This is a genomic window from Shewanella sp. FDAARGOS_354 (assembly GCF_002209245.2).
Lineage (GTDB): Bacteria > Pseudomonadota > Gammaproteobacteria > Enterobacterales > Shewanellaceae > Shewanella > Shewanella xiamenensis.
Genome location: NZ_CP022089.2, coordinates 3,292,185 through 3,318,222 on the forward strand (window position 1 = coordinate 3,292,185; position 26,038 = coordinate 3,318,222).

The window sequence follows — 26,038 nt, forward strand, 5'->3', positions numbered from 1 at the left end:
GTGTGATGCGATTAACCCGCAAAACAGACCAAGTTGTCGAGCCTAAAGCGCCCGCCCTCGGTCTCAATCGTCGCCAATTTTTAAAATCGGCAGGTCTTGCCACTGGTGGTATTGCTGCAGCGTCAATGCTAGGTACTGGCATGATGCGTAAAGCAGAAGCCAAAGATATCCCCCACAATGCACCGACTGAAGTTAAGCGTACCATTTGCTCTCACTGCGCTGTGGGTTGTGGTATCTATGCTGAAGTACAAAACGGTGTGTGGACAGGCCAAGAACCCGCATTTGACCATCCATTCAACCAAGGCGGTCACTGTGCTAAAGGTGCAGCTCTGCGTGAGCACGGCCATGGCGAAAAACGCCTGAAATACCCAATGAAGTTAGAAGGCGGTAAGTGGAAGAAGATCTCTTGGGATCAAGCCATCAATGAAGTGGGCGATAAGATGATGGCGATTCGTCAAGAATCAGGTCCAGATTCTATCTACTTTATGGGTAGTGCTAAGTTCTCAAATGAACAGGCTTATTTATATCGCAAATTTGCCGCATTGTGGGGCACGAACAACGTCGACCACTCAGCCCGTATTTGTCACTCTACCACAGTAGCCGGTGTTGCAAACACTTGGGGCTACGGTGCGCAAACTAACTCGATTAACGATATTCGCAACTCTAAGTGCATCATGTTTATTGGGGCAAACCCAAGTGAAGCTCATCCAGTTGCAATGCAACATATTTTGATTGGTAAAGAGCGCGGCGCCAAAATTATTGTCGTTGATCCTCGTTTCACCCGTACTGCAGCTAAGTCTGATGAGTACGTGCATATCCGCCCAGGTACCGATATTCCGTTCATTTATGGCCTGTTATGGCACATTTTTGAAAATGGCTGGGAAGATAAAGAATTTATCAAGCATCGTGTTTACGGCATGGAACGTATCCGCGAAGAAGTGAAAAAGTACACCCCAGAAGAAGTTGAAAACGTAGTGGGCGTACCTAAGGCACAAATGTATCGTGTTGCCAAGATGATGGCTGAAACCAAACCCGGCACCATTATTTGGTGTATGGGTGGTACTCAGCACCACGTCGGTAATGCCAATACCCGCTCATACTGCTTATTGCAATTAGCTTTAGGTAACATGGGGGTTCCTGGTGGTGGTACTAACATTTTCCGTGGCCACGATAACGTACAAGGTGCAACTGACTTTGGTTTGTTATTCGATAACTTACCCGGTTATTACGGTTTAACCACTGCAGCATGGAACCACTGGGCCAATGTGTGGGATCTCGATCCTAAATGGGTGGCAAGCCGTTTCGACCAAGGCGAATACTTAGGTCAAACACCACAAACTTCAACCGGTATTCCCTGCTCTCGCTGGCACGATGGCGTACTTGAAGATAAAACCAAAATCGCGCAAAAGGACAATATTCGTTTAGCGTTCTTCTGGGGGCAATCAGTCAACACTGAAACCCGTGGCCGCGAAGTACGTGAAGCACTGAATAAAATGGATACTGTGGTGGTTGTGGACCCATTCCCAACCATGGCAGGCGTGATGCATCAACGTAAGGATGGGGTGTATCTGCTACCCGCTGCGACTCAGTTTGAAACCTACGGCTCAGTGTCAGCCACAAACCGCTCGGTTCAATGGCGTTCGAAGGTGATAGAGCCGCTGTTCGAATCACTGCCAGATCACGTGATCATGTGCAAACTCGCTAAGAAAGTAGGCATAGATAAAGAACTGTTCAAACAAATCAAAGTCAACGGTGATGAGCCATTGATTGAAGATATTACCCGCGAATTTAACAAAGGTATGTGGACAATCGGCTACACAGGTCATAGCCCAGAACGCTTAAAAATGCACCAAGAAAACTGGGGTACTTTTAATGCTGACAGCCTAGAAGCACCGGGAGGCCCAGCCAAGGGTGAGACCTATGGCTTACCATGGCCATGTTGGGGCACGCCAGAAATGAAACACCCTGGCACCCAAATTCTGTATAACGAAGCCAAACACGTTAAAGATGGTGGTGGTAACTTCCGTGCCCGCTATGGTGTTGAGCACAATGGCGTCAATATTCTTGCTGAAGGCACTTACTCTAAGGGTAGTGAAATCCAAGATGGTTACCCCGAATTTACCGCCGATATGCTCAAGCAATTGGGTTGGTGGGACGATTTAACCGAAGAAGAGAAAAAACACGCCGAAGGCAAAAACTGGAAGACAGATATTTCTGGCGGCATTCAACGTGTTGCCATTAAACATGGCTGTATTCCCTACGGTAACGCGAAAGCACGTTGTATCGTTTGGACCTTCCCAGATGATATCCCACTACATCGCGAACCACTCTACACTCCTCGTCGTGACTTAGTCGCTAAGTACCCAACCTACGAAGACCGTATGGTTGCGCGTCTACCGACACTTTATAAGTCGATTCAGGATAAGGACTTTACCCAAGGTTTCCCACTGACACTGACCTCTGGTCGTTTAGTGGAATACGAAGGTGGTGGTGAAGAATCTCGTTCTAACCCTTGGTTAGCCGAGCTACAACAAGAAATGTTTATCGAAATGAACCCGGCAGACGCTGCTGACCGTGGTATTCGTGACGGTGACAATGTCTTCGTTCATAGCCCTGAAGGCGCCAAGATCACAGTGAAGGCAATGGTGACGCCACGGGTTGTACCGGGTGAATGTTTTATGCCGTACCACTTCGCAGGGGTATTTGAAGGCGAAAGCCTAGCGAAAAACTATCCAGAAGGCACTGTGCCTTATGTGATAGGTGAGTCGGCAAACACCATTTTAACTTACGGCTATGACGTTGTGACTCAGATGCAAGAAACGAAGTCCAGCTTGTGCCAGATAAGCAAAGCCTAACCAACTTGATGAGGAGATAAGCCATTATGGCAGTCATGAAATTTTTGTGTGACACCAAACGCTGCATCGAGTGTAACGGCTGCGTCACAGCATGTAAAAACGAAAACGACTCCGCGCTGGAGTGGGGTATTCAACGTCGCCGCGTGGTGACAATTAACGATGGTCAACCAGGTGAAGCATCGATTTCAGTCGCATGTATGCACTGTACCGACGCTCCTTGCATGGCCGTATGTCCGGCAGATTGTTTCTACCGTACTGACGATGGCATTGTGCTGCACAACAAAGATACCTGTATCGGTTGTGGTTACTGCTTCTATGCCTGTCCATTCGGTGCACCGCAATTTCCGAAGAAAACCGCCTTTGGTAGCCGCGGTAAAATGGATAAGTGTACCTTCTGCGCCGGTGGCCCAGAAGAAACCTTCTCCGAAGCCGAGCACAAGAAATACGGTGCCAACCGTATTGCTGAAGGCAAGCTACCTATGTGTGCAGAGCTTTGTGCAACTAAAGCACTGCTCGCTGGCGATGCGGAAGTGGTATCAAACATTTACCGTCAACGTATGGCATCTCGAGGCAATCCTAACGTGATTTGGGGCTACAACCCAAAAACCGGTGAGATTAACTAAGCAGAGTGAAGGTTAGGGAGTGATCCCTAACCTCTGGCAAGGAGTGAAAATGTTAAACAAACAGTTAAACAAATCACTGCGCAGTCTGTTTGCTCTGATGGTACTCGTGATGGGATTGGGACTTGGCTCAGTCATGAGCGCAGGCTCAGTACTGGCAAGTGATCAGCAATCGAGCCAACAGCAGGCGAAAGCGCAAACCAGCGAAGCCGATCTGTGGCGTGCGGTAAAGTCGGGTGAAACTGGCTATACCACGGCCAAAGGGGTCGAAACTGGGGTATTGATTAACGTTGCCGGTAACCAAGGTAAAGAAATAAGGAATCAATATATCACCCCGATTATGGCCTTGGCCGTGACGGGTGTGTTTGGTGCTTTCTTACTGTTTTATCTGGTGAATGGTCCTTCAAAACTCAGCCACGGTTTCTCGGGCAAGATGGTTGTACGTTGGTCAAAGGCAGATTTGTGGATCCATTGGATCATGGCAATTAGCTGTCTTGCACTGATGTTTACTGGCTTAACTATTATGCTCGGTAAGCATGTCGTGCAGGAGCTGCTTGGGCCAGATATCTGGGCACCACTGATCTACGGTAGTAAAACTGTGCATGACTGGGCTGGCCCCGTCTTTATCATGGCGTGGATTGTCTGCGTAGTGAAATGGATGCCACTTCAAACCTTTAAGATGTACGATCTTAAATGGTTCTTAGTGGTCGGTGGCTATATCAACTTTGGCCCATTCAAAGGTAAACACCCTGACAGTGGTTTTGCCAACGCCGGTGAGAAAATGTGGTTCTGGACACTGACCCTATTCGGGCTGTTTATCAGTGTATCTGGCATCATGTTGGTATTACCCGGCTTAGACCTACCCCGTGAAGCCTCGATGGGCGCGCTGCTGATCCACTCGATCAGTGCCGTTATCCTGATTGCCTTTACCATAGTGCATATCTGGATGGCGACCGTACTCAGTGAAGGCGGTATGGAGTGCATGAAGTCAGGCTATTGTGACGAAAACTGGGCAATCCAACACCACAATTTATGGTATGACGAAATCAAAGCCAACGGCAGTCTGCGTTATAAAGACTAACGCAAGGGGTTATACTTAACCCGATAAAAACACCTCGCACTGCGGGGTGTTTTTTTATCCAAACCAAACCAACAACTTATTAACAAACATTTTGTTTTGAAGTAGAAATCGGGCAATTTTGTCATCTCAAATAAACCGCCAAAGCATGAGCAAGTTAACGCTTTTGGATTGGCGTATCATCTTCTGTTACCGCAAACTGTTCTAGATCAAATCCTACTCAATCTTTTCCTACTATATTGCCGTCACGCGCGATGATTAACGGCAAGCAAGATGATTTTATTATCTTTTTCACCTCTAATCTTCACTTTTTGATAACAAGCACCACTCCTCGAAAAGTCGCGCCATCCCAAGAACCATAATCCCTATTTCAGGAGTCAGCATGAAGCAACAACCTAGCGATTTAACTCGCCGTTCTTTGCTTAAAGCACTCACCGTTGGCAGCGTAGCCGGCGCCGCAATTGCCGCTACCGGCATCAGTGCAGCCCAAGCCAGCGAGAGCAGCAAGGTAACAACTAAAGAACCTAAGGGTTACCACGAAACTGCGCACATTATCAGCTATTACGATAGCCTGCGTAGCTAATCTAGGAGAAGTCAGCGATGAAGTTAACTCGCAAGTCCGATGTCGCCAAAGTGGCCGACAAACCGACGTTAGGCATTAGCCGTCGTCAATTTATGAAGCAAGCAGGTATTGCTACCGGTGGTATCGCAGCCGCTTCTCTGATGGGTACTGGCATGATGCGCCGCGCAGAAGCCAAAGATGTACCGCACGATGCGCCTATCGAAGTTAAACGTACGATTTGTAGTGCCTGTGCCGTCGGTTGCGGTCTATATGCCGAAGTACAAAACGGTGTATGGACAGGTCAGGAACCCGCATTTGATCACCCATTCAACGCCGGCGGTCACTGCGCTAAAGGTGCTGCACTGCGTGAGCATGGCCACGGTGAAAAACGCCTGAAATACCCAATGAAATTGGTTGATGGCAAGTGGAAAAAAATCTCTTGGGAAGATGCGATTAACGAAGTGGGCGACCAAATGCTCAACATTCGTAAAGAATCTGGCCCAGACTCAGTGTACTTCATGGGTAGCGCTAAGTTTTCTAACGAAGGCTGCTATATGTACCGCAAACTGGCGGCCATGTGGGGCACAAACAACGTCGACCACTCTGCTCGTATTTGTCACTCTACCACGGTAGCCGGTGTTGCTAACACTTGGGGTTACGGTGCGCAAACTAACTCTTTCAACGATATTCAGAATGCCAATGCTATCTTCCTGATCGGGGCAAACCCAGCGGAAGCGCATCCGGTTTCAATGCAACACATTCTGATCGCTAAAGAGAAAAATAACGCGAAAATCATCGTCGTTGATCCACGTTTCTCTCGCACAGCAGCGCACTCAGATCTGCACTGTGCAATTCGTCCTGGTACTGATATTCCGTTTATCTACGGTATGTTGTGGCACATTTTCGAAAACGGTTGGGAAGATAAAACCTTTATCAAACATCGCGTATTCGAGATGGAAAGTATCCGCAGAGAAGTGAAAAAATTCCCGCCAAAAGAAGTGGCGGATATCACTGGCGTAAGCGAAGAAGTGGTTTATCAAGCCGCTAAACTGATGGCCGATAATCGTCCTGGTACTGTGATTTGGTGTATGGGTGGTACTCAGCATCACGTCGGTAACGCTAACACTCGTGCTTACTGTATTCTGCAATTAGCCTTAGGTAACATGGGCGTATCTGGTGGCGGTACTAACATTTTCCGTGGTCACGATAACGTACAAGGTGCGACTGACTTAGGTCTGTTATTCGATAACTTACCAGGTTACTACGGTTTAACCTCTGCGGCTTGGACTCACTGGACCCACGTGTGGGATCTGGATATGGAATGGGTGAAGAGCCGTTTCGATCAAAACGCCTACTTAGGCAAAGATCCAATGACCACTCCAGGCATTCCTTGTTCTCGCTGGCACGATGGCGTGTTAGAAGACAAGAGCAAACTGGCTCAGAAAGACAATATCCGTATGGCCTTCTTCTGGGGTCAATCGGTCAACACTGAAACCCGTCAACGTGAAGTGCGTGATGCCTTAGACAAGATGGATACAGTCGTCGTTGTCGACCCATTCCCAACAATGGCAGGTGTTATGCACCGTCGTAAGAATGGCGTGTATCTGTTACCTGCTGCGACTCAGTTTGAAACACAAGGTTCAGTGTCTAACTCAGGCCGTTCTATCCAATGGCGTGAGCAGGTTATCCAACCTTTATTCGAGTCAAAAACCGACATCGAAATCATGTACCGTTTAGCGCAAAAACTCGGTATTGACGAGCAGTACACTAAACGCATCGCCAAAGAAAACGGCTTACCAGTAATCGAAGACATTACTCGCGAAATTAACCGCGGTATGTGGACTATCGGTATGACAGGTCAAAGCCCTGAGCGTATCAAGTTACACACCCAAAACTGGGGCACCTTCAGCAATAAAACGCTTGAAGCCGCAGGGGGGCCTGCGAAGGGCGAAACCTACGGTTTACCTTGGCCATGTTGGGGTACACCAGAAGCTAAACATCCTGGTACCCAAATTCTGTATAACCAAGCCAAACACGTAAAAGACGGCGGCGGTAACTTCCGTGCTCGTTATGGTGTTGAATACAACGGTCAAAGCATTTTGGCGGATGGCACTTACTCTAAAGGTGCGGAAATCCAAGATGGTTATCCTGAGTTTACTGCCGATATGCTCAAGCAATTGGGTTGGTGGGATGATCTGACTGCCGAGGAAAAAGCCGAAGCCGAAGGTAAAAACTGGAAGACTGACCTGTCAGGCGGTATCGTGCGCGTGGCAATTAAGCACGGTTGTATCCCATTTGGTAACGCCAAAGCCCGCTGTATCGTTTGGACCTTCCCAGACCAAGTACCTGTGCACCGCGAGCCGTTATACACCGCACGCCGTGACTTAGTCGCTAAGTACCCAACCTACGACGATATGCAAGTTCATCGTCTACCAACACTGTACAAGTCAATCCAAGAGAAAGACTTCAGCGGTAAATATCCATTAGTACTGACCTCTGGTCGTTTAGTGGAATATGAAGGTGGTGGTGAAGAATCTCGTTCTAACCCATGGCTGGCTGAGCTTCAACAGGAAATGTTTGTTGAAATCAACCCAGGCGACGCTGCCGACCGCGGTATCCGCAACGGTGAGTTTGTATGGTTAGAGGGCGCCGAAGGTGGCCGCATTAAAGTACAAGCCATGGTAACGCCACGCGTTAAACCAGGTGTGACCTTTATGCCTTACCACTTTGCGGGTGTGATGCACGGCGAAAGCTTAGCGCCTAACTACCCTGAGGGCACAGTGCCTTACGTTATCGGTGAATCCTGTAACACAGCACTGACCTATGGTTATGACCCTGTGACCCAAATGCAGGAAACCAAAGCGTCGCTCTGTCAGATCGTTAAAGCGTAAGTGCAGCTTAAGCTAGGAGAATTGCCACTATGGCTACAATGAAATTTTTGTGTGATACCAAGCGCTGCATCGAATGTAACGGCTGTGTCACCGCATGTAAAAACGAAAACGACTCCGCTCTCGAGTGGGGTATCCAACGCCGCCGCGTGGTAACCATCAACGATGGTCAACCAGGTGAGGCATCAATCTCTGTCGCCTGTATGCATTGCTCAGATGCACCATGTATGGCGGTTTGCCCAGCAAACTGCTTCTACAGAACCGATGACGGCATTGTGCTACATAACAAAGATGCCTGTATTGGTTGTGGTTACTGCTTGTACGCCTGCCCATTTGGCGCACCACAGTTCCCGAAAAAAGGTGCCTTTGGTAGCCGCGGTAAGATGGATAAATGTACCTTCTGTGCCGGTGGCCCAGAAGAAAACCACTCAGAGGCAGAGCGCCAGAAGTACGGTTCAAACCGTATTGCTGAAGGCAAACTGCCAATGTGCGCAGAACTCTGCGCCACTAAAGCCTTATTAGCGGGTGATGCAGAAGTTGTTTCGAACATCTTCCGTGAGCGCGTGGCTTACCGTGGTGCTAAAAACGCGGCTTGGAATTAATTCAGGTCACAGGATCTGTCCACAGACTTAGCTTGGTGCCTGCTTGCAGGCGCCACTAAGCGAGAGAGGATGTATGATGAACAAATGGTTCAAACACATAGGTCTAGCCATAGCACTGCTATTTAGTGCCGTGTGTCTAGCCAATGGTGGTGATGGACAGGCGATCCAACCTCAAGCCTCTGATGCCCAAATTTGGGCACAGCTGAAGGATGGCGCGACGGGATACACTACCTCACAAAGCGAGTTCCACGCACAGCCGATCAATACTTATGATCTACGGGTGTTGGAGCTACGTAGCGACTGGTTAGCGCCGGCTTTAATGGCAGCGCTATTCGGCATGATCATTATCTTTGTCTTATTTATCAAGGTGAACGGCATTTCTAAGCTACACCATGGTTTTTCAGGCAAGTTAGTGCATCGCTGGTCTAAATTCGACGTTTCTATTCACTGGTTAGGTGCGATTCCGTGCTTACTATTGATATTAACGGGCTTAACCTTATTAGCAGGTCGCTTCTTCTTCCAACCTTGGTTGGGCGAAGGCATCTGGGAAGCTATCGTCTATGGCGCTAAGCAAATCCATGATGTGATGGCGATTCCGTTTATGATCGGCTGGGCATTGATGACAGTGTTATGGGCGAAGAACCAGCTGCCAAAAATGTACGACGTGAAGTGGTTCCTGGTTGTTGGTGGTTACATCAACTTTGGTCCATTCAAAGGTAAACACCCTGATGCAGGCTTTGCCAACGCCGGTGAAAAAATGTGGTTCTGGGCCTTTGCCCTGTTCGGGTTAATCATTTCAGCATCGGGCATGTTGTTACTGTTCCCAAATCTTTTCGAACCAAGCCGCACCTTAAGCTTAATCGCGCTGGTATTGCACTCAGTGAGCGCCATCGTGATCTGTGCTTTCTCTATCGTGCATATCTTCATGGCAACGGTAATGTCAGAAGGCGGTATGGAGTGTATGGTGTCTGGTTATTGTGATGAAAACTGGGCAACCCAACACCACAACCTGTGGTACGACGAAATCAAAGCTAACGGCACGTTGAAATATAAAGAGTAAAAGTCGCTGAAAATAAAAAACCTCCACAGCATATTGTGGAGGTTTTTTTATGGGTAAAATAAGTGCGTTAGATCCAGTGATTAGAAGCGATACATCACAGAGACACCGATATTTCTGGGATCGATAATCGCGGCATAACCATCGGGGTAACTGCGGCTGGCGGGTTCATTTACCGTCAACGCTTGCTCATCAAACAGGTTGTTGACAAAGCCGCTAACTCTCCAGCTATCGGTTTGATAATCAAGGCTCACACGCGCAACAACATAATCACCCGCTATTCTAGATTCGGTATTATTAATATCCGCAAAATACTCGCCAACATAGTTGCCTGAAAAACCGAAAGAGAACGCATCATTCATCCAATACTTGAATCCGGCATTAGCAGTAATGTGCGGGGCTGAGTTCAACTGATTACCGATAATATCCCCATAGCTAGGGTCGGCTTGCTTGATTTCGCTATCGAGTAAACCTACGCCCGAAATAAACTGCCAGTTTTCAGTTAACATGGCGCTGAATTCGGCTTCAATACCGTAACTGACGGCTTTATCGATATTGGTAATTTTGCGGGCGCTATTAGACGCTTGATAACCATCAAAATCGTTGTAGAAGATATTAGCACTTAAGTTGACATCGCCATTGGCAAATGCGCTACGGCTACTCAGTTCATAGGTATTTACAAACTCTTCATCGTAGTAGTAATACTCGCTTTCCACCAAAGACAGCGCGCCACCACCCGAGTTATAACCACGACGAACACTGGCCGCTAAGGTGGTATTATCATTCAGCGCGTATTGCAGTACTAACTTCGGCAGGGTAACGGTATTGGCGTCATCGAGTTTTTCCTCAAGTAGACTACCTTGATAGCGCATGTTGAAGTTACGTAATTGCTCCTCACGCATCACGCGGCCACCAACAGTAATCCAGATCGAGTCGGCGAGCCCATAGGTGACTTCACCATAAACGGAGGCTGACTTAGTGCTGTCATCACCACTATAGATTGAGCTGCCAGTACTACCAAAATCTTGGCTACGTTTAAAATAGGCTAAACCAACAAAACCGTTGAAATCTTTGTCTTTAAGGCCAAAGCTATATTTGCCATCTACGGTATAACTCTTGTCCTCCATATCAACATATTGCTGGGCGGTCACGAGAGGCTCATAGGTTTCAAAGCCCCAATCGTAATCCATATAGGCGACAATCAGATCGAGGGCTTGCCCTTCCCCGAGGTCATAATCCACTTTCACTGAGTGAGTTGTCGATTTAGTCTCGATATAACGTTGGGAAATCGGCTTATATGCCCATGGATCGTCACCGGTAAAATAGTTACGCCCTGAGTCACCTTTCTCATCATTGTAAGAAAAGCTATAAAGCACTTTGAGATCCTCAATCGCGCTCGGTTGCCACAAAAATTTGCCGCGCCAGCGATTGGTGATCAACTCATTTTGGTCAAATGTGGCGGGATTCGTCTCGTATTCCAAGCCTTTATTGTAGGTTTCGCCCGTCACATTTTGCCCGCTCACCCTAAATGCTAACTCATCATCGAGGATGGGGCCTGAGAGCATCACGGCACTGTCGATAAAGTTATCTTGATTGCGATAACCCACGCGAGCCGCGCCCTGCCAATCGAAGGTCGGATCTTCGGTTTTAATAAATACCGTACCGCCAATGCTGTTACGACCATTAATCGTCGATTGCGGACCGCGGAAAACCTCAATTTGTTGAATATCCCACAGCCCAGTATCACCGGTAAGATCCGCAACAAAAGGCTCCGCCACACCATCGACTAAGGTTGATACCCGCGCACGAGCCCCACCGGTGAAAGAGTTAAATCCGGAGGCCGAACCATTACCAGAAACCCCACGGATATCGGGCACAGAGCCGGATAACACCACCACGTTCGGCACCTCTGATAAGGCACTTGAGGTTGATTGGTATTGGCCGCTATCGAGGGTTTCCTTATCAATCACTGAAATAGATGACGTCGTATCCTTCAGGCTACGCTCAATCTTTTCACCATAAACAGTAATTTTTTCAATCGGTTCTGAAGATTCCGCATCCACACCAGCATAAACGGAAGAGACCAGTAAACTCGAAACTATTGCGGCAATTGCACTTTTCTTAAACGCCCTGCATTTCATAAAAACCTCGACGGCACTCATTGATAAAAAGGTGTTAACTAAAAATGCCGACAATTTATCTTAAAACAACCTTAATCACAATTGATAATCGATATCATTTACATTCAATAAATCACTTTGTGATATAACGCAAATACATTAGGTATTGAAAGGAAAAACACTTTAAGTGTTAATAAGATAAGTCAGTTACAATAACTTTATATCTACAGATATTCGGCCACAAAGACTTAAGCAGTCACCCTATAGCGTTCTTCTGTTTCTGCCTATATTCTAAGTTGCTAATAGGAGGATTAGCGGAAACACGGAAACCATGGGTGATATTTCAAAAGCAAAATTGATGTACCTAGCGATAGGAGTGTTCATGGGGATCATTATTGGCAACCTATCACTATCGATAAGCAATTTATTTTTAGGAATTGCATCCATATTAGGCTGGTTAGTACTAATGGTCGGAATTCCTCCCTCTAATAGTCATCAATTTCGAATTGCAACTTTCTTTATATCAATCAGCCTACTACCTGTGTCGTGGTGGATTTATATAACGTCCAATTAAGCGCCTAGTGGCCATATTTTTGTCCTGTATTGGCGATAAGGGTTTCGATCACATGCTTACTGAATGAAGTGATAGTCGTGAAGCGAATAGTCAGTCGTAAATTCATGACCAACACTGGCGTCGGACGGTTATTCCGCGGGTACAAATCTTTTTGAATGCAGTTGATATTCTGCTTGTTCGTCCCGAGGTTAAACGCAATAGATACCAAAGTTTTCCCTAATCAGAGCAAAAATCTTCCCTCAGTAACTCTCGCCTTATCAACCCATAAATCGAGCGCTACCATTACAGGAATTATTTCAATACATCTGCCTGTTTCTGTACTCGGCTCGCCCAGTAGCCTGCCAGCATGGCGCCTGAGAGATTATGCCAAATTGAGAAAATCGCGCTGGGGACGGCGGAGACTGGGCTAAAAAACTTGATACACAGAGCGGTCGCGAGACCCGAGTTTTGCAGCCCCACCTCAATCGAAATGGTTTTACACACGGTGTGACTAAAGCCGAGCAAGCGGCAACAGGTATAACCCAAGGCGAGTCCTAAGCCATTATGTAGAAACACCGCGAGTAAAATCACAGGTCCCACCTGCGCAAATTGCCCCGCATTTAAGGCCACAATAATACTGATGGCCAGCACAATCGCCACGATAGAAATAATGGGCAATGCGGGGGCAAGTTTAGCCACCTGCGGTTTAAAGAAATGATTCAACACCACACCCACAGTTACTGGGATAAGCACGATTTTAACGAGGCTGACTAGCATATCCACTAAAGGAATAGCGACCATCTCGCCGATTAATAGCTGGATAATCAACGGGGTGAGCACCACACCCACTAAGGTGGATAGCGCCGTCATAGTGATGGATAAGGCGACATCCCCCTTGGCCAAATAGCAGATCACGTTCGATGCCGTGCCGCCTGCCACGCTCCCCACCAGCACCATGCCTATGGTCAACTCCCGATTGAGCCCTAACAGTAAACTGATGACTAAGGCACTTAAGGGCATTAGGGTAAATTGCAAGATTAAGCCAGTGATAACGGCGCGTTTCTGCTTAAATGCATTGGTAAAATCCTGCAAATCTAAGGTCAATCCCATGGATAACATAATCACCACCAGCAACGGCACTATGCTGGTTTTTAATCCGCTAAACCATGCGGGCATCAAATACGCCGTACCCGCCCCGAGTAAGGCAAATAGCGGAAAAAAGCGGTTGATATTAACCAATGGGAATCCTCCAAGATTTCAGGCGATTTGAGGAAATTAAGCAATGTCCGCTGGGATAATGACAGCCTGACTCCCTCAGCACAAGCCAAAGCGTCCACAAGTAAGAACCTCAACTTTTAATCATTTCAGCCTTTCGATTGAGCTCTTAAGTTAATCGCTCAAATTCAATAACAAAGAGCCAAAAACCTCAGTAAATATGCATCTATGTTTACTAAAACATGATCTGCTTAACAAAAAGCCCGTGATTTCCTTGTTAGGAAACCGTAACTTATAACCAGTTCACGTTTTATTTACTCCATACGAGGTAGTCTAATTGCGCTAGGTGGTCGTGAATTACCTAAAGCAATTTTGGTGTTTACGGTTAGCACTCTCAGATAGGAATCGTTATGTCTTCAGTTATTCAAACGCTCAGCGGCGCGATCGCAACGCCTTATCAAGCGAATATTACCGTCCCTAACTGGATGCTCAGCTCGATGGAACGAGTCATGCAGTATTATGTCGATAAGAATCTTCGCCTTGATACACTCTCCGCCGACATCATGCCCGCTCCGGTCGAAGGTAAAAAGTACATGCTTTATGCCCATGTGCCCTTCTGCCATACCTTGTGTTCTTACTGCACCTTCCATCGTTTTATGTTTAAGGAAGACAAGGCGCGCGCTTACTTTATCTCCCTACGTAAAGAGATGGAGATGGTCAAAGCCTTAGGCTATGACTTTGAATCTATGTACATTGGCGGTGGCACCACCACAGTATTAGAAGACGAACTCGCCCGTACGATTGAGCATGCAAAGACCTTATTCCCAAGCATTAAAGAAGTGTCTTGCGAGTCGGATCCACAGCATTTAGACAGCCCAGGCTTTAAGCAACTCAAGGGCTTAGTGGATCGTATGTCCATCGGCGTACAAAGCTTTAACGATGACATTTTAAAAATGACCGACCGCCTTGAAAAATTCGGCACAGGTCAACAAACCTTCGACAAGATTATGGCGGCTAAAGAGCTATTCCCCATTATCAACGTCGACCTGATTTTTGGCTTCCGCGGCCAAACCGATGAAGTGATCCAGCACGACTTAGATATGGCCTCGCGCCTCGACCCGAGACAGATCACCACCTATCCGCTGATGATCACGCACCAAACGCGTAAGAGTGTTAAAGGTAAACTGGCCGCACCACAGGCGGATATGGCCAACCAATATCGCCAGATCTTAAACAGCTTAAATGGTCAATATAATCAGTTGTCTGCATGGGCATTTGGTAAAGCAAATGACGAAGGTTTTGATGAATATGTAATCGACTACGATGAGTATTTAGGGGTTGGTTCAGGCTCATTTAGCTTTTTGAATGACACTTTATACGTCAATACCTTCTCGCTACGTAAATACCAAGAGCGGATCGCCGCTGGCAAGATGGGCGTCGAGCAACAGAAGAACTACAGCAAAAAAGATGTGATGCAATATCGCTTTCTGCTGGGGATGTTCTCCGGTCGCCTATCGCGTAAATATTTCCGCGAAACCTTTGGCGTTAACTTAGACACAGCCCTATTTAAGGAAATGACCTCGATGAAGCTGATTGGCGCCATCAAGAACGACCCCACCGATCCCGATAATCTGATCATCACAGATAACGGCAAGATGATGGGCCTGTTAATGATGAAAGAGTTTTACGCTGGCATGGATAACGTGCGCGCCCAATTGCGTAAACCACTCAAACCCTGCGATATGTAAGCAAGAGTAAAACCACTAAAGGCCCTTTATGGGCCTTTTTGTTAAGGTGATTTCGCGCTACTCTTGCCTCGGTTTATTCGCATTCGTGACCAACCCAGTAATAAAGGAGTATTCGTTATGGGTTTTACTGATCAAGAAAAACAAGCACTACTCGCCGTTAAGGGCGTTGGCCCGACTGTCATTAAACGCTTTGAAGAAATCGGTATTAGCTCACTTGCGCAGTTGGCCGAGCATGAGGTCGAGGATATCGCCAACCTCGTCGCTAGCATGTTACGCACCACTTGCTGGAAAAACAGCCCGCAAGCACGCAATGCTATTGCCGCAGCCATCGAACTTGCCCGCCATCAATAATCTTTTGATTTCCAATTCGTTGAGATATTTATGCCATCTTATTTACGCATCTTAGCTTGCACTCTAACCGCGTTGTTATTTAGCACATCGGTTTTTGCCAACGACAGCAGTTTCGGGGATGCCAATGGTTCAATCACCCTTAAATATCAGCCGCATATCAGTATGGACAAAGAGTCACTCTTTATCAGCGAGGCCGAAATCAGGGTCGATTATGTGTTTACCAACACCAGTTCGCAGGATCTTATCGTCCCCATCGCCTTCCCTATGCCACCGATGTTTTTTGGCTCCGCCGATCACAGCAGCATCGATAACTTCACCCTAAAAGTGAATGGCAAAACCCAGCCAACCGAGCACAGGCTCGTCGCCCAACTTGCCGATAAAACCGATATTTCTGCCGAGCTTAAAAAACTCGGCTGGGGTGTAGAGGAAGTCGCCTATTTTGCCGAATATAGCAAAGTCCCCAAGGGCAAACCTGCGCTCCCCAGTCAATGGTTGGATGAGGACCAACAAATCGCCTTTACCCTAAGTGATTACTTTGTGTGGCAGCAAACCTTCCCTGCGGGCCAATCTGTCTCCATCAGCCACAGTTACACGCCGAGCCTCTCAACAGGCATCCCCGATACTGCCAATAGTATTATCGATACTTACACTGAACTTGCCTGTTTAGATGAAAGCGCTAAGCAAGGCATTCGAAAGCGAAACCTTATCGTTAAACAAGACGGCGAAGATGTTGAATATGGCGTGGAATGGAATCACCTTAGCTATATTTTGGTCACGGCCAATAACTGGCAAGGGGCGATTAAGGACTTCAAACTGACGCTGAAAAAATCCCAGCCCACAGATCTCATTAGCCTGTGTTTTGATGGTGAACTTAAAAAAACCGATCCACTCACCTTTGAATTCCAACAAAAACAGTTCACGCCAAAACAAGATCTCAGCATCCTGTTTATTCGTAAACCGAATATTGAATAATCAAAAAAGAAGCCAGCTAGGTGCTGGCTTCTTTATAAATCACTGTTTTTAAATTTAAAAACTATATGTCATACCTAACCAGTAACGACGGCCATCTTCGATGTAGCCATATTCTTCTTGGGTGATTTCCTTATCGAAAGCGTTATAAATACCCGCGCTGAACTTAATGCTGTCGTTAACGCGATAGTTGGCCCCTAAATCTAACAGCGTATAGGAAGGCGCAATCAAACTGCTTGAAGAAGGCCCAGTGGTTGGTTGGCTCTCTTCACCACGATAGTTAACCCGCAGCCAAGTGCTTAACTTATCTATCGGCTCATAGTTAACCGACAATTGCACCAGATGTTTAGGTAGCTGGTTCAATGGACTCCCTTTGTAAGCGCCCGTTTTTTGCTCCGAATCGGTATAAGTGTAGTTACCCGTGAGCGCTAAGTTGCTGAGGATTTTATAGTCGATACTCAGCTCAACCCCTTGGGTGACTGCCTCATCGATATTCACATAGGTGGTTGGGTCGGAACCAAACTGATTCGGCCCATCAGTACATTGAGTCGCAGGGCAAGCGACACGGGTGATCTTGTCCTCAAACTCGTTATAGAACACACCAGCACTGGCCGTGATGGAATCGGTCAAATCCGTGTAAATGCCTAACTCATAGTTCACAGAGGTTTCGGGTTGCAAATCCGGATTACCATACATATTGCCGCCTCGGCTCACCTGCCCCCAATCTGGCACGGTTTGCCTTAGGCTCGGCGCCCGAAAGCCCGTCGACACACCGCCTTTTAAGGTAGTGTGCTCGGTCAGCCCCCAAACACCGTAAATCCGTGGACTAAGGTGGTCACCAAAGTTCTCATCATCGTCTAAACGCAGGCCCAAGGTTAAGGCAAAATTATCGACAATACGCCATTCATCTTCTGAGAACACCGACCATTGACGGCGACTAATATCGGTTAAGTCACTGACCTGATTACCAGTTTCATCGGTGAGATCTTGATAATTGAAAGCAGCACCAAAGGTTGCCGTATGACTTTCACCTAAGGTGGCGATCACACTGGTTTGAGCATCGGTATTCTTGATTTTCATCTTGCGGGACTTGTTATCGTACACTTCGTGCTTGATATAAGTATCCGATGTGCCAAAGTCCCAACGTCCGGTATGCGACAATGAAATCGTGCTGTTTTCATACTCGGTTGTCGACGATGCAGGGCAACCACTGCGGCCACAACTGGCCCCCGGCACTAATGGCGCAACGGTTTTCCCTAAGGTGCTGTCCAGTTCTTGGTTGGCTACGCCCACTTCTAACATAATGTCATGGTCTTGATTCGGCGTAAGGGCAAATCTGGCGGTGAGATTATCCGCATCACGGCCTCGGTAACCACCGTAGATATTATCTTCTTCACGCTGGGTATATTGGCCGTATAACTGCACGCCGAGCAGATCTTTAATCAAGCCACCGTTCACAAAAAAGTTGCCCTGATACACATTGCCCGAGGCCGACTTTTCCTGCAGCGTGGTGTCGAGGCGCAGTTCCCCCTGCCACTCATTGGGCACTTTACGGGTAATGATGTTGATCACCCCACCAATGGCGTCAGAGCCATAAAGCGATGACATGGGGCCGCGGACAATTTCAATCCTATCGATTGCGGCGAGCGGCGGCGTCCAAGCGCCTTCAACACCTGGACCATCGCTGTTGGTGCGGGTCTCGCGGGAAGACTGGCGTTTACCATCGACGAGGATCAACGTGTACTGGCTGCCCATGCCCCGTAGACTAATGTCCCGACGGTCGGCACCACCAGTCACCACCACGCCAGGCACCTCTAACATTGCGTCGGTTAAATCACGGTAAAAACGAGTATCGAGATCCTCACGGGTAATCACGCTAATCGATGCCGGCGCGTCACGCACTTGCTGCTCAAAGCCCGATGCGGTGACGACAATTCTTTCCATCATCTTGTCTTGATCGAGTGCGGCATCCGCCAAAGCCTGAGTGGCTGGTAGCAATAATGCGGCAGAAACTAGCTGTGCGAGGATCTTTTTACGACGTAACAACATAACCAACAAATCTCCCTTGACCGTCTGTAAATGATAATAATTTTCAATACGCCAATGTATCCCTATGTTACAATCGGCTCAAGTTAGACTTTGAGTAATCACTTGTAAGAGTTGCTTAAGAATGAATAGAAATATGGTCAAGGGCATGATCGTGTTTGCCGCCATCGCGGAAAAAGGCTCGATGAGCGCTGCGGCAACACAGCTTAATCTGAGTTCATCGGCGGTGAGCCAACAAGTCGCCAAGCTTGAAATGGATATGGGAATTAGTCTGTTTCACCGTAATACCCGCCACCTCACACTCACAGAGGCGGGAACGTTATTCTATGAAAACTGCATTAAAATCATAAAAATAGTAGAAAGCGCCGAACAACAGCTGCATGCATTAAAGGGCACGCCTTCGGGGGAGCTTAAAATTGCCGCCCCAGTCGGCTTTGGCAGCGGTTTACTCAGCCAACCATTAGCGCACTTGTTGGCAGCCCATCCACAGATCAGTCTCAATCTGCAATTGCAGGACGGCCCAATTGATATAGTTAATGAAGGAATCGATCTGGCAATTTGCATCGGCCCGCTGTCGGATTCGAACCTTATCGCTCGCCCCTTGGCAGATTGGCGCATGCTGCTGTGCGCCGCTCCGAGCTATATTCCCCAGCATCATAGCCTACAGCATCCTCACGAGTTACAAGGGTTCAACCGTATTAGCCACAGCTATGCTAAGCCCGAGTTTTTAACCCATTCACAGACTCAAGAGCGAATAGAGCTTCCAGCCCAGCGCATCAACGTCAATAATATGCAGACGCTGATCCAACTCACCCTCGATGGATTGGGCTATGCCGTATTGCCAGAACCCGAAGTGTATCAATACCTTGCATCTGGCCAACTGGTAACACTTTTACCCGAATGGTCGCTACGCACCTACAGCGTTTATAGCGTGACCTCGGCGCGGGATAAACAGCCCGCCAAAGTGAAAGAAGCCATCGCAGCCCTTAGCCAATATTTTAGCCAGATGGATTTTAACCCAAGCCCAGCATCACTAACTCTGTCCAGCGCCTGCGAGCGCACACCGAGATTAGCCATACCCGCCTAACCCTTGTAGACACGCGTTTCATTTCTCTGTGGAGTTAGAGTATGCTGTTCTATCCATTCGATTAAACAGTAGTAACTCAATGCAAGATGTGGCCTTAGTGTTAGAGGGCGGCGGCCTGAGGGCAATTTATACCGCCGGCGTGTTAGATGCCTTTTTGCAGCAACAATTGCACTTCCCCTATGTCATTGGTGTTTCGGCGGGGGCGATTTATCCCGCTTCTTATGTCTCACGCCAATTTGGCCGCAATTTAAAAATTCAGCAGCAATATCTGCGGGATAAGCGCTATATGGGGCTACGCCACTGGTTGGCCACGGGTAATTACGTCAATACCGATTTTACCTATAAGCGCATGGCCTATGAGTTACTGCCTTTTGATTTTAAAACCTTTTTAGGCAGTGGAACCGAGTTTAAGGTCGGGGCATTTAATTGCCAGACAGGACAAACCGATTACTTTGGCATGGCCGATTTTCAGGAGCACGACAAATTGCTCGACGTGCTGATCGCCTCCTCTAGCCTGCCTTTTATGGCCAATCCCTATCGGATAAACCACCAAACCTACCTCGATGGCGGTATCGCCGCGCCCATTCCTGTAGCCAAGGCGCAGCAAGAGGGCTATTCACGCCAAGTAGTGATCCTAACTCAAGACGCAAACTATCGAAAATCACCGATGAAGTTCAATTGGTTAGCGCGCAAGCGTTATCAAGCTTATCCGGCGGTAGCCGCTGCACTTAAAGTGCGTCACCAACGTTATAACCAATCCCTCGAGGAACTCACCAAGAGTGTTGCCAGCGGCCAGTCCTTTGTGATCCGCCCTGCTGCGCCACTTAATCTCTCGCGGCTTGACCGCAATATCGATAAAGTGACCGCCGTGTATCAGCAAGGCCTCGCCGATGGACAGGCGATTTTGCCTAAGCTGCGGGCTTGGCTAAACACTAGGGCAGAAGTTAGTTAGGGAGCGAGGTAAGGACATTGTCGATAATCAGTTCCCGCAACCATTTATGGCTGAGATCGTGTTCAAAATGCTTATGCCACATAAGCAGATACGCACCGGGGATCAGCTTAATTGGCGAAGGTAAATACTTAAGGTCAAACGACTTCATCACAGCTAAGGCATAACGGGAAGGGGCACAGAGGATCAAATCGCTCTGCTCGCACAGGGCCAGCGCACTCTGAAAATCCGTCATATTCACCGCAATATCCCGTTTACGCCCTTGGATTTGCAGCACATCGTCTAACAACCAATGCTCCAAGCCGCCAAAGGCGACCTGTAACTGGCGATAGCTTAAAAAGGTGTCGAGATTCCATTCCTGCGAAAGGGCTGGATGGTCACGGCGCATCAGGCATACTGTGTAATCCTGAACCAATTCAACATAATGGATATCATCCGGGATATGGTTTACATGCATGGGCGAACGTTCATCCCATTCGCGGCAACCTATGGCGAGATCGATATCGCAGCGCATCAATCTTTCCATGGTATCCAGCCGCCAGGTTTGGCAATTAATGCTCACACCGGGCGCCTGCGCTAAAAGCGAAGGCATAAAGTGTGGAAAGGTCAGCGAATAAGTCGTCTCGACCAGATGCATTCGAAATTGCCTTTGGCTTAGGGCGGGCTCAAAACTATCTGGTCGAGTAAATTGCGCTAATTGCTGTAAGCATTGGCGTAAGTCGGGCGCCAGCGACAGTGCCTTGGGCGTCGGCTTGAGACCGTAGGCGGTACGTTCGAATAAGGGGTCGTCAAACACTTCGCGCAGGCGAGTTAGTTGCTTACTCACCGCCGACTGACTTAAATGCAGCCGCGCCGCCGCGGCCGTGACACTCTGCTCCTCGAGGAGAATTTCCAGTACGGGCAGTAAGTTTAAGTCTAAGTGTTTTAGCATCTAACCCCTCGCTTTTAAGGGATTCCACCTCAAGTTTTGCGGCAACTTCATCAGCAGTAGCGACAGTAAAATCACTAAAATCCCTGCCCACTGGCGCATATCTAAGGCTTCACCCACAATCAATACGCCTAATGATACGGCAACCACGGGATTGACTAAAGCCACCATCCCCATGATTTCTGGTCCTAAATTTCGCATTGACCAGAGCCAAGCCCAATAAGCCACCGCGGTATTGGCGGTAGCTAACCAAATGAGTGAAGGAACCACATTCATACTCGGTATCTGTGGCGGCCCCGCCATAAACCACGCCAGCGGGATCAACATCAATCCCCCCAAGAGTAATTGCCAAGCGGTGAGCACTAAAAAGTCGCCCACATCCCAGCGCTGCATCCAGCGGGAAGAAAAGGCAATCAACGTTGTCGCGCTCAGCATACACAGGACACCAATCGGGTCGAGATCCGCCGAGGGATTAAGCAATAAAATCACGCCACCGAGACCCATTAAGCCAAGCAGTAACCACTTCATCCCCGGGCGTTTTTTATCAATCAGCCAAGCGAGGATCAAAAAGATTAATGGCAATGTCGCACCCAGCGTGCCCGCAACGGCACCCGGTAGCCGATAGGCACCGATAAACAGCAGCGCAAAGAAGGCGCCAATATTACAAAACGCCAGCAAGCTTAATTTAGACCATGCCAGCGTCGGCAAACGTGGTCGCAGCATCAGCAGCAATATGCCCGCAGGCAGCGCGCGCCAAACCGCCACCCAGTAGGGCGACATATCCTGTAAGTAAAGACTCACCAGTGCATAGGTAGTCCCCCAAAACACTGGGGCGAGTAACGCAATCACAAACGGCATAATGACTTCTTAAAAAGTATCTTGATATTGAGATATATTACTTTGAGAGAATAAAACAGGCAAGTGCTGAGATAAGGTTAATAGGGAGAAAAGAAAATGGATTCGCATTTATGCCGCTTTAGATATGCGCACGCAGAGCTGCGCTTAAGGCTTGTTTGCCGTATAATCGGGCGTCATTTTTTATAGGCGGGCAAGCATGTTCCATATCGCACTCTATGAGCCAGAAATCGCACCCAACACGGGTAATATCATTCGCCTTTGCGCAAACAACGGCAGCCAACTGCATCTAATTGAGCCACTAGGGTTTGATTTTGAAGAGAAAAAACTGCGCCGCGCGGGCCTAGACTATGCCGATTTAACCAATGTGACTCGCCATAAAAACTTCGATGCCTTCCTCGAAGCCATGGCAGGCAAACGCATTATGGCCTGTACCACTAAGGGCAGCCGCCCTCACACTGAACTCAGTTTTGCTAAGGATGACGTACTGTTATTTGGCCCTGAAACCCGTGGTCTACCGATGCCGATTATTGAGTCGATCCCGACCGAGCAGCGATTACGCATTCCGATGGCGGCAACCAGTCGCAGCCTCAATCTTTCCAATGCCGTGGCGATTATCAGCTACGAAGCCTGGCGTCAGCTCGGGTTTGAAGGCGCAATTTAATAGGTAACCTGAGCTTCGGATAAGAATTTAGCTCCCAAAAGGAACTAAATGCTCGTTCCCTGATCCGATCATTCGACCAAGAGTGATTAGAAAAAGGAACGAGCATGAACAAACTAGTTGAAACTTACTGTGATGTCGATGATTTCTGTCAGTTATTTATCCCACATTGGCAACGCTTATTGCTTGATAATGGTGAAATGAAGCGTAATAGACCTTGTCGCCTTTCTCCCGCAGAAGTGATGACCATTATCATTCATTTCCATCAATCACATTACCGAGATTTCAAAAATTATTATCTGCACTATGTTTGTCGCCAGCTAAAACCCTATTTTCCAGAGTTGTTGAGCTACACTCGTTTCCTTGCATTAATGCCTAGCGTCGTTGTCCCTATGTGTAGCTATCTGACTTCAAAGCTTGGAAAGCCAACGGGAATTCAGTTTGTCGACTCCACTAAAATTGAAGTCTGTCATATTATTCGAGCGAAGCGAAATAAGGTTTTTGAAGGCATTGCCGAACATGGAAAGGGAACTATGGGCTGGTCGTTTGGATTTAAACTGCATCTTATTATCAATCACTTGGGTGAAATTGTAGCGTTAAAACTGACGAAAGGTAATGTCGATGACAGGCAACCTGTCAGTGAAATGGCTGAGTCTCTTTTTGGTAAGCTTTATGGTGATAAAGGCTATATTAGCCAAGCCCTAACAGGTGAGCTTTTGGAAAAGGGCGTTGAGTTAATCACCACAGTTCGTAAGAACATGAAGAAAAAGTTTATTTCTCTATGGGATAGAGCAATCTTAAAAAAGCGATTCATCATTGAAACAGTGAATGACCAATTGAAGAACATTTCCTATATTGAACACTCAAGACACCGCAGCGAGCATGGGTTCATGCTCAATCTACTTGGTGGATTGATTGCATATTGTTTAAAAGAAGAAAAGCCATCGTTAAATCTAACAGCTCAGGAGCTTGAACTGTTAGATAGCTCTAATTTAGTGCTGGCTTAACCAGATCTGAGGTTAGGTAGGAATACTGATTTGGATTAGGCTGGACTTCACCAGCCAATTTTCTAATCACTCAGCCAAATCATTCAGCCATCCACGCCGAAAAATTGTTTTAACTCAATTCACACCAAAACCAGATAACCTTGCCATCAGGTATGTTGGATGAATTATCATTGTTTCCCACTGACACAATGCGGTTTTATTTAACAGAGTTGTCCCGCTAGGCTCGACGGCTGAAGCGGTATACATTGCCACTGTTTCCTCAGTGACACGCCGCCTTTTTATTTAACAAGAGTTATCCCTATAGGCTCGACGGCGGCATCTGCAACACATGGAAGTGTAAATGCCGCGTTCACATGGCCAATGATGTTCCCAACATCATTGTGGCATTTCCCATATCCCTATGGGTCAGATGTGAAAGAGCGGCCATGCCGCCAACGGCCACTGTTGCAATAGTGACAATTTTGACGACCATTGAACTGTTCATCTGGCTAAAAGCTTTTGCCCCAAAGCGAGATAAGTTTGTCGTCAGGTGTGTAGGATGAATTGTCATTGTTTCCTCAGTGACACGCCGTGAATATGTCCCTATAGGCTCGACGGCGACATCCATGTCGCCAACGGTCACTGTTGCAACAATGGCAATCTTAACGACCATTGAACGGTTCATTTGGCAAAAAAGCTAATTGCCCCAAAACGAGTTGACTCGTTGTCTGTGGCGCAGTCAAACGCAGACTTTCTCGCCTAGAAATTCTCATCCAATTCACTCAAATTTTGCAATTCTTTGAATGCCTAAAAGCTGGACAGGCATACAGTCATATTGAAATTATGACGATTTTTATCCTAACTTCGTGCGCGTATTCACATTCCAATATAAATAAATATTATTAAAATCATGCAATTATAAAACCTATAGGTTAGATAATAGGTTTGGGAAACGCGCATGCGCGTTTTTCCAGATGGTATATTTAACAGAATGCTGATAAGTTCTTTGCATACAGATAGTTAACTGTGCGCGTTTTCACTGGTCCAACGAGGTAAACGCGCATGCGCACTAATAAAATGTTATGCACAATCTAGTTTAAACACCGTAGCCTTTCAGGCAGGTCATCGCTAACAAATTAAGGTACTACCGAATGAGCTTTTCAGATTTTCTAAGTGAGTACCTGCTAGCTCTCTCTACTCAGCTAAGCTCATCAAATACTTATCTCACTCTGTTCGCAGCAGTTCTTGGAGCTATAGTTGGTGTATGTTTATCTGTAGTTTCTGGTTGGATTTCAGGTTACTTAAAAACCATTTCATACAATGAAATAGTCAGAATGCAAGTAAGGGATTTGGCTTTCGATAATATTACAAGGTGCGATTCAAATGTTGGAATCTTAAATAATGAACTTTCAAATTTAAGCCCAGGCACTGGCCGCATGACTCTCACTGGCATCTCTAACCTAATCGACTACCAACCTTTACTTTTACAAATACCAGCAAAATTCAAAAGCCCAGAGTTATTTTTACTAAGAATGCAAATCTCGGCCTTGAACACTCACCACTCTCAATTAGTCAATGTAGTCAAACTCCGCGACAGCCTATCAATAGAAATAAGAAAAGCACCTCAGGGCCAACAAGAGTGGGAGCTAGTAGGGCTTCGCTTAGAATACGACCGTTATCTATTGAGCAAGTACAACGAAATCAAGATCTACACACAAACCTTATCTGACTTTACTAAAATGTCATTTTGGAAGCGCGCCCGAATTAATTTATCAAGAATCAATAAGCTTGAAAGCACGCTGAAAAATTTGCAGTCACAAAAAGGTGGGTAGTTGTGCATAACAACTGGTTCAAACCGTTCGCCTCGCTCACTGGGACGGGCTAAAGCCCGCCCCTTAACCAAACGTT

The 26,038-nt window shown here is 47.2% G+C and carries 21 protein-coding genes; 15 read left to right on the plus strand and 6 right to left on the minus strand.

What is annotated here, in order from left to right; all coding sequences use genetic code 11:
- The first annotated feature begins 5 nt into the window (after positions 1 to 5).
- The 7 genes from CEQ32_RS14760 (at position 6) to CEQ32_RS14790 (ending at position 9,665) form a co-directional block, all read left to right on the plus strand.
- Positions 6 to 2,855 carry a molybdopterin-dependent oxidoreductase gene (locus CEQ32_RS14760; RefSeq protein WP_037429190.1) on the plus strand — a complete coding sequence of 950 codons (2,850 nt, stop codon included), beginning with the start codon at positions 6 to 8 and terminating at the stop codon, positions 2,853 to 2,855.
- Between the two features lie 26 nt (positions 2,856 to 2,881).
- Entirely contained in the window at positions 2,882 to 3,478 is a 597-nt protein-coding gene (fdh3B, locus tag CEQ32_RS14765; RefSeq protein WP_011074129.1) for a formate dehydrogenase FDH3 subunit beta, read from the plus strand.
- A 49-nt stretch (positions 3,479 to 3,527) separates the two neighbouring features.
- A complete protein-coding gene (locus CEQ32_RS14770; protein WP_037423454.1) occupies positions 3,528 to 4,556 on the plus strand; it encodes a formate dehydrogenase subunit gamma in 1,029 nt (342 codons plus the stop codon).
- A gap of 379 nt (positions 4,557 to 4,935) precedes the next feature.
- Entirely contained in the window at positions 4,936 to 5,136 is a 201-nt protein-coding gene (locus CEQ32_RS14775) for a twin-arginine translocation signal domain-containing protein (RefSeq protein WP_037423451.1), read from the plus strand.
- A 17-nt stretch (positions 5,137 to 5,153) separates the two neighbouring features.
- Positions 5,154 to 8,006, plus strand: a complete 2,853-nt coding sequence (locus CEQ32_RS14780; RefSeq protein WP_037429193.1) for a molybdopterin-dependent oxidoreductase — start codon at positions 5,154 to 5,156, stop codon at positions 8,004 to 8,006.
- A gap of 29 nt (positions 8,007 to 8,035) precedes the next feature.
- The gene (gene fdh3B, locus CEQ32_RS14785) at positions 8,036 to 8,605 is read left to right on the plus strand and encodes a formate dehydrogenase FDH3 subunit beta (protein WP_037423445.1); all 570 of its coding nucleotides are present in this window, start codon (positions 8,036 to 8,038) and stop codon (positions 8,603 to 8,605) included.
- 76 nt (positions 8,606 to 8,681) lie between these two features.
- Positions 8,682 to 9,665, plus strand: a complete 984-nt coding sequence (locus CEQ32_RS14790) for a formate dehydrogenase subunit gamma (protein WP_037423443.1) — start codon at positions 8,682 to 8,684, stop codon at positions 9,663 to 9,665.
- 80 nt (positions 9,666 to 9,745) lie between these two features.
- Here the strand turns inward: CEQ32_RS14790 and CEQ32_RS14795 are convergent, their stop codons facing one another.
- Positions 9,746 to 11,803 (minus strand): TonB-dependent receptor, encoded by a 2,058-nt coding sequence (locus CEQ32_RS14795; RefSeq protein ID WP_037429215.1) that lies wholly within the window; start codon positions 11,801 to 11,803, stop codon positions 9,746 to 9,748.
- A gap of 844 nt (positions 11,804 to 12,647) precedes the next feature.
- Positions 12,648 to 13,574 (minus strand): bile acid:sodium symporter family protein, encoded by a 927-nt coding sequence (locus CEQ32_RS14800; RefSeq protein ID WP_088586299.1) that lies wholly within the window; start codon positions 13,572 to 13,574, stop codon positions 12,648 to 12,650.
- Positions 13,575 to 13,960: 386 nt separating this feature from the next.
- Here CEQ32_RS14800 and CEQ32_RS14805 point away from each other — a divergent pair, with 386 nt between their 5' ends.
- From CEQ32_RS14805 to CEQ32_RS14815, 3 genes are all read left to right on the plus strand, one after another.
- Positions 13,961 to 15,298: a coproporphyrinogen III oxidase family protein gene (locus CEQ32_RS14805; RefSeq protein WP_037429197.1), complete on the plus strand. Its 1,338-nt coding sequence runs from the start codon at positions 13,961 to 13,963 to the stop codon at positions 15,296 to 15,298.
- 117 nt (positions 15,299 to 15,415) lie between these two features.
- The gene (locus CEQ32_RS14810; protein WP_037423496.1) at positions 15,416 to 15,649 is read left to right on the plus strand and encodes a hypothetical protein; all 234 of its coding nucleotides are present in this window, start codon (positions 15,416 to 15,418) and stop codon (positions 15,647 to 15,649) included.
- Between the two features lie 30 nt (positions 15,650 to 15,679).
- Positions 15,680 to 16,621 (plus strand): DUF4424 domain-containing protein, encoded by a 942-nt coding sequence (locus tag CEQ32_RS14815; protein ID WP_037429199.1) that lies wholly within the window; start codon positions 15,680 to 15,682, stop codon positions 16,619 to 16,621.
- Positions 16,622 to 16,675: 54 nt separating this feature from the next.
- Here CEQ32_RS14815 and CEQ32_RS14820 read toward each other — a convergent pair whose 3' ends face one another.
- Entirely contained in the window at positions 16,676 to 18,667 is a 1,992-nt protein-coding gene (locus CEQ32_RS14820) for a ligand-gated channel protein (RefSeq protein WP_088586300.1), read from the minus strand.
- 121 nt (positions 18,668 to 18,788) lie between these two features.
- Here CEQ32_RS14820 and CEQ32_RS14825 point away from each other — a divergent pair, with 121 nt between their 5' ends.
- Positions 18,789 to 19,751 (plus strand): LysR family transcriptional regulator, encoded by a 963-nt coding sequence (locus CEQ32_RS14825; RefSeq protein WP_088586301.1) that lies wholly within the window; start codon positions 18,789 to 18,791, stop codon positions 19,749 to 19,751.
- Between the two features lie 79 nt (positions 19,752 to 19,830).
- The gene (locus CEQ32_RS14830; RefSeq protein ID WP_088586302.1) at positions 19,831 to 20,703 is read left to right on the plus strand and encodes a patatin family protein; all 873 of its coding nucleotides are present in this window, start codon (positions 19,831 to 19,833) and stop codon (positions 20,701 to 20,703) included.
- Here CEQ32_RS14830 and CEQ32_RS14835 read toward each other — a convergent pair.
- Both CEQ32_RS14835 and CEQ32_RS14840 read right to left on the minus strand, forming a co-directional pair.
- A complete protein-coding gene (locus CEQ32_RS14835; protein ID WP_088586303.1) occupies positions 20,696 to 21,631 on the minus strand; it encodes a LysR family transcriptional regulator in 936 nt (311 codons plus the stop codon). The genes CEQ32_RS14830 and CEQ32_RS14835 overlap by 8 nt on opposite strands.
- Complete coding sequence (locus tag CEQ32_RS14840; RefSeq protein ID WP_122040770.1) at positions 21,632 to 22,486, minus strand: DMT family transporter; 855 nt, start codon at positions 22,484 to 22,486, stop codon at positions 21,632 to 21,634.
- A 196-nt stretch (positions 22,487 to 22,682) separates the two neighbouring features.
- On the opposite strand from CEQ32_RS14840, the gene trmL reads away from it, so the two are divergent.
- Together trmL and CEQ32_RS14850 are read left to right on the plus strand one after the other, a co-directional pair.
- Positions 22,683 to 23,147, plus strand: a complete 465-nt coding sequence (gene trmL / locus CEQ32_RS14845) for a tRNA (uridine(34)/cytosine(34)/5-carboxymethylaminomethyluridine(34)-2'-O)-methyltransferase TrmL (protein WP_011624457.1) — start codon at positions 22,683 to 22,685, stop codon at positions 23,145 to 23,147.
- A 104-nt stretch (positions 23,148 to 23,251) separates the two neighbouring features.
- Positions 23,252 to 24,151, plus strand: coding sequence for an IS982 family transposase (locus tag CEQ32_RS14850; RefSeq protein ID WP_088585327.1), 900 nt, complete (start codon positions 23,252 to 23,254; stop codon positions 24,149 to 24,151).
- Between the two features lie 349 nt (positions 24,152 to 24,500).
- Here CEQ32_RS14850 and CEQ32_RS14855 read toward each other — a convergent pair whose 3' ends face one another.
- Positions 24,501 to 24,815, minus strand: a complete 315-nt coding sequence (locus CEQ32_RS14855; protein WP_088586304.1) for a hypothetical protein — start codon at positions 24,813 to 24,815, stop codon at positions 24,501 to 24,503.
- 466 nt (positions 24,816 to 25,281) lie between these two features.
- Here CEQ32_RS14855 and CEQ32_RS14860 point away from each other — a divergent pair, with 466 nt between their 5' ends.
- The gene (locus CEQ32_RS14860) at positions 25,282 to 25,962 is read left to right on the plus strand and encodes a hypothetical protein (protein ID WP_088586305.1); all 681 of its coding nucleotides are present in this window, start codon (positions 25,282 to 25,284) and stop codon (positions 25,960 to 25,962) included.
- Positions 25,963 to 26,038 lie beyond the last annotated feature (76 nt).

Bases quoted from the DNA above. Each gene is read 5' to 3' on its own strand.
- CEQ32_RS14760 (WP_037429190.1), top strand. From the start codon at position 6: ATGCGATTAACCCGCAAAACAGACCAAGTTGTCGAGCCTAAAGCGCCC.
- fdh3B (WP_011074129.1), top strand. From the start codon at position 2,882: ATGGCAGTCATGAAATTTTTGTGTGACACCAAACGCTGCATCGAGTGT.
- CEQ32_RS14770 (WP_037423454.1), top strand. From the start codon at position 3,528: ATGTTAAACAAACAGTTAAACAAATCACTGCGCAGTCTGTTTGCTCTG.
- CEQ32_RS14775 (WP_037423451.1), top strand. From the start codon at position 4,936: ATGAAGCAACAACCTAGCGATTTAACTCGCCGTTCTTTGCTTAAAGCA.
- CEQ32_RS14780 (WP_037429193.1), top strand. From the start codon at position 5,154: ATGAAGTTAACTCGCAAGTCCGATGTCGCCAAAGTGGCCGACAAACCG.
- fdh3B (WP_037423445.1), top strand. From the start codon at position 8,036: ATGGCTACAATGAAATTTTTGTGTGATACCAAGCGCTGCATCGAATGT.
- CEQ32_RS14790 (WP_037423443.1), top strand. From the start codon at position 8,682: ATGAACAAATGGTTCAAACACATAGGTCTAGCCATAGCACTGCTATTT.
- CEQ32_RS14795 (WP_037429215.1), bottom strand. From the start codon at position 11,803: ATGAAATGCAGGGCGTTTAAGAAAAGTGCAATTGCCGCAATAGTTTCG.
- CEQ32_RS14805 (WP_037429197.1), top strand. From the start codon at position 13,961: ATGTCTTCAGTTATTCAAACGCTCAGCGGCGCGATCGCAACGCCTTAT.
- CEQ32_RS14810 (WP_037423496.1), top strand. From the start codon at position 15,416: ATGGGTTTTACTGATCAAGAAAAACAAGCACTACTCGCCGTTAAGGGC.
- CEQ32_RS14815 (WP_037429199.1), top strand. From the start codon at position 15,680: ATGCCATCTTATTTACGCATCTTAGCTTGCACTCTAACCGCGTTGTTA.
- CEQ32_RS14820 (WP_088586300.1), bottom strand. From the start codon at position 18,667: ATGTTGTTACGTCGTAAAAAGATCCTCGCACAGCTAGTTTCTGCCGCA.
- CEQ32_RS14825 (WP_088586301.1), top strand. From the start codon at position 18,789: ATGAATAGAAATATGGTCAAGGGCATGATCGTGTTTGCCGCCATCGCG.
- CEQ32_RS14830 (WP_088586302.1), top strand. From the start codon at position 19,831: ATGCAAGATGTGGCCTTAGTGTTAGAGGGCGGCGGCCTGAGGGCAATT.
- CEQ32_RS14835 (WP_088586303.1), bottom strand. From the start codon at position 21,631: ATGCTAAAACACTTAGACTTAAACTTACTGCCCGTACTGGAAATTCTC.
- CEQ32_RS14840 (WP_122040770.1), bottom strand. From the start codon at position 22,486: ATGCCGTTTGTGATTGCGTTACTCGCCCCAGTGTTTTGGGGGACTACC.
- trmL (WP_011624457.1), top strand. From the start codon at position 22,683: ATGTTCCATATCGCACTCTATGAGCCAGAAATCGCACCCAACACGGGT.
- CEQ32_RS14850 (WP_088585327.1), top strand. From the start codon at position 23,252: ATGAACAAACTAGTTGAAACTTACTGTGATGTCGATGATTTCTGTCAG.
- CEQ32_RS14855 (WP_088586304.1), bottom strand. From the start codon at position 24,815: ATGAACCGTTCAATGGTCGTTAAGATTGCCATTGTTGCAACAGTGACC.
- CEQ32_RS14860 (WP_088586305.1), top strand. From the start codon at position 25,282: ATGAGCTTTTCAGATTTTCTAAGTGAGTACCTGCTAGCTCTCTCTACT.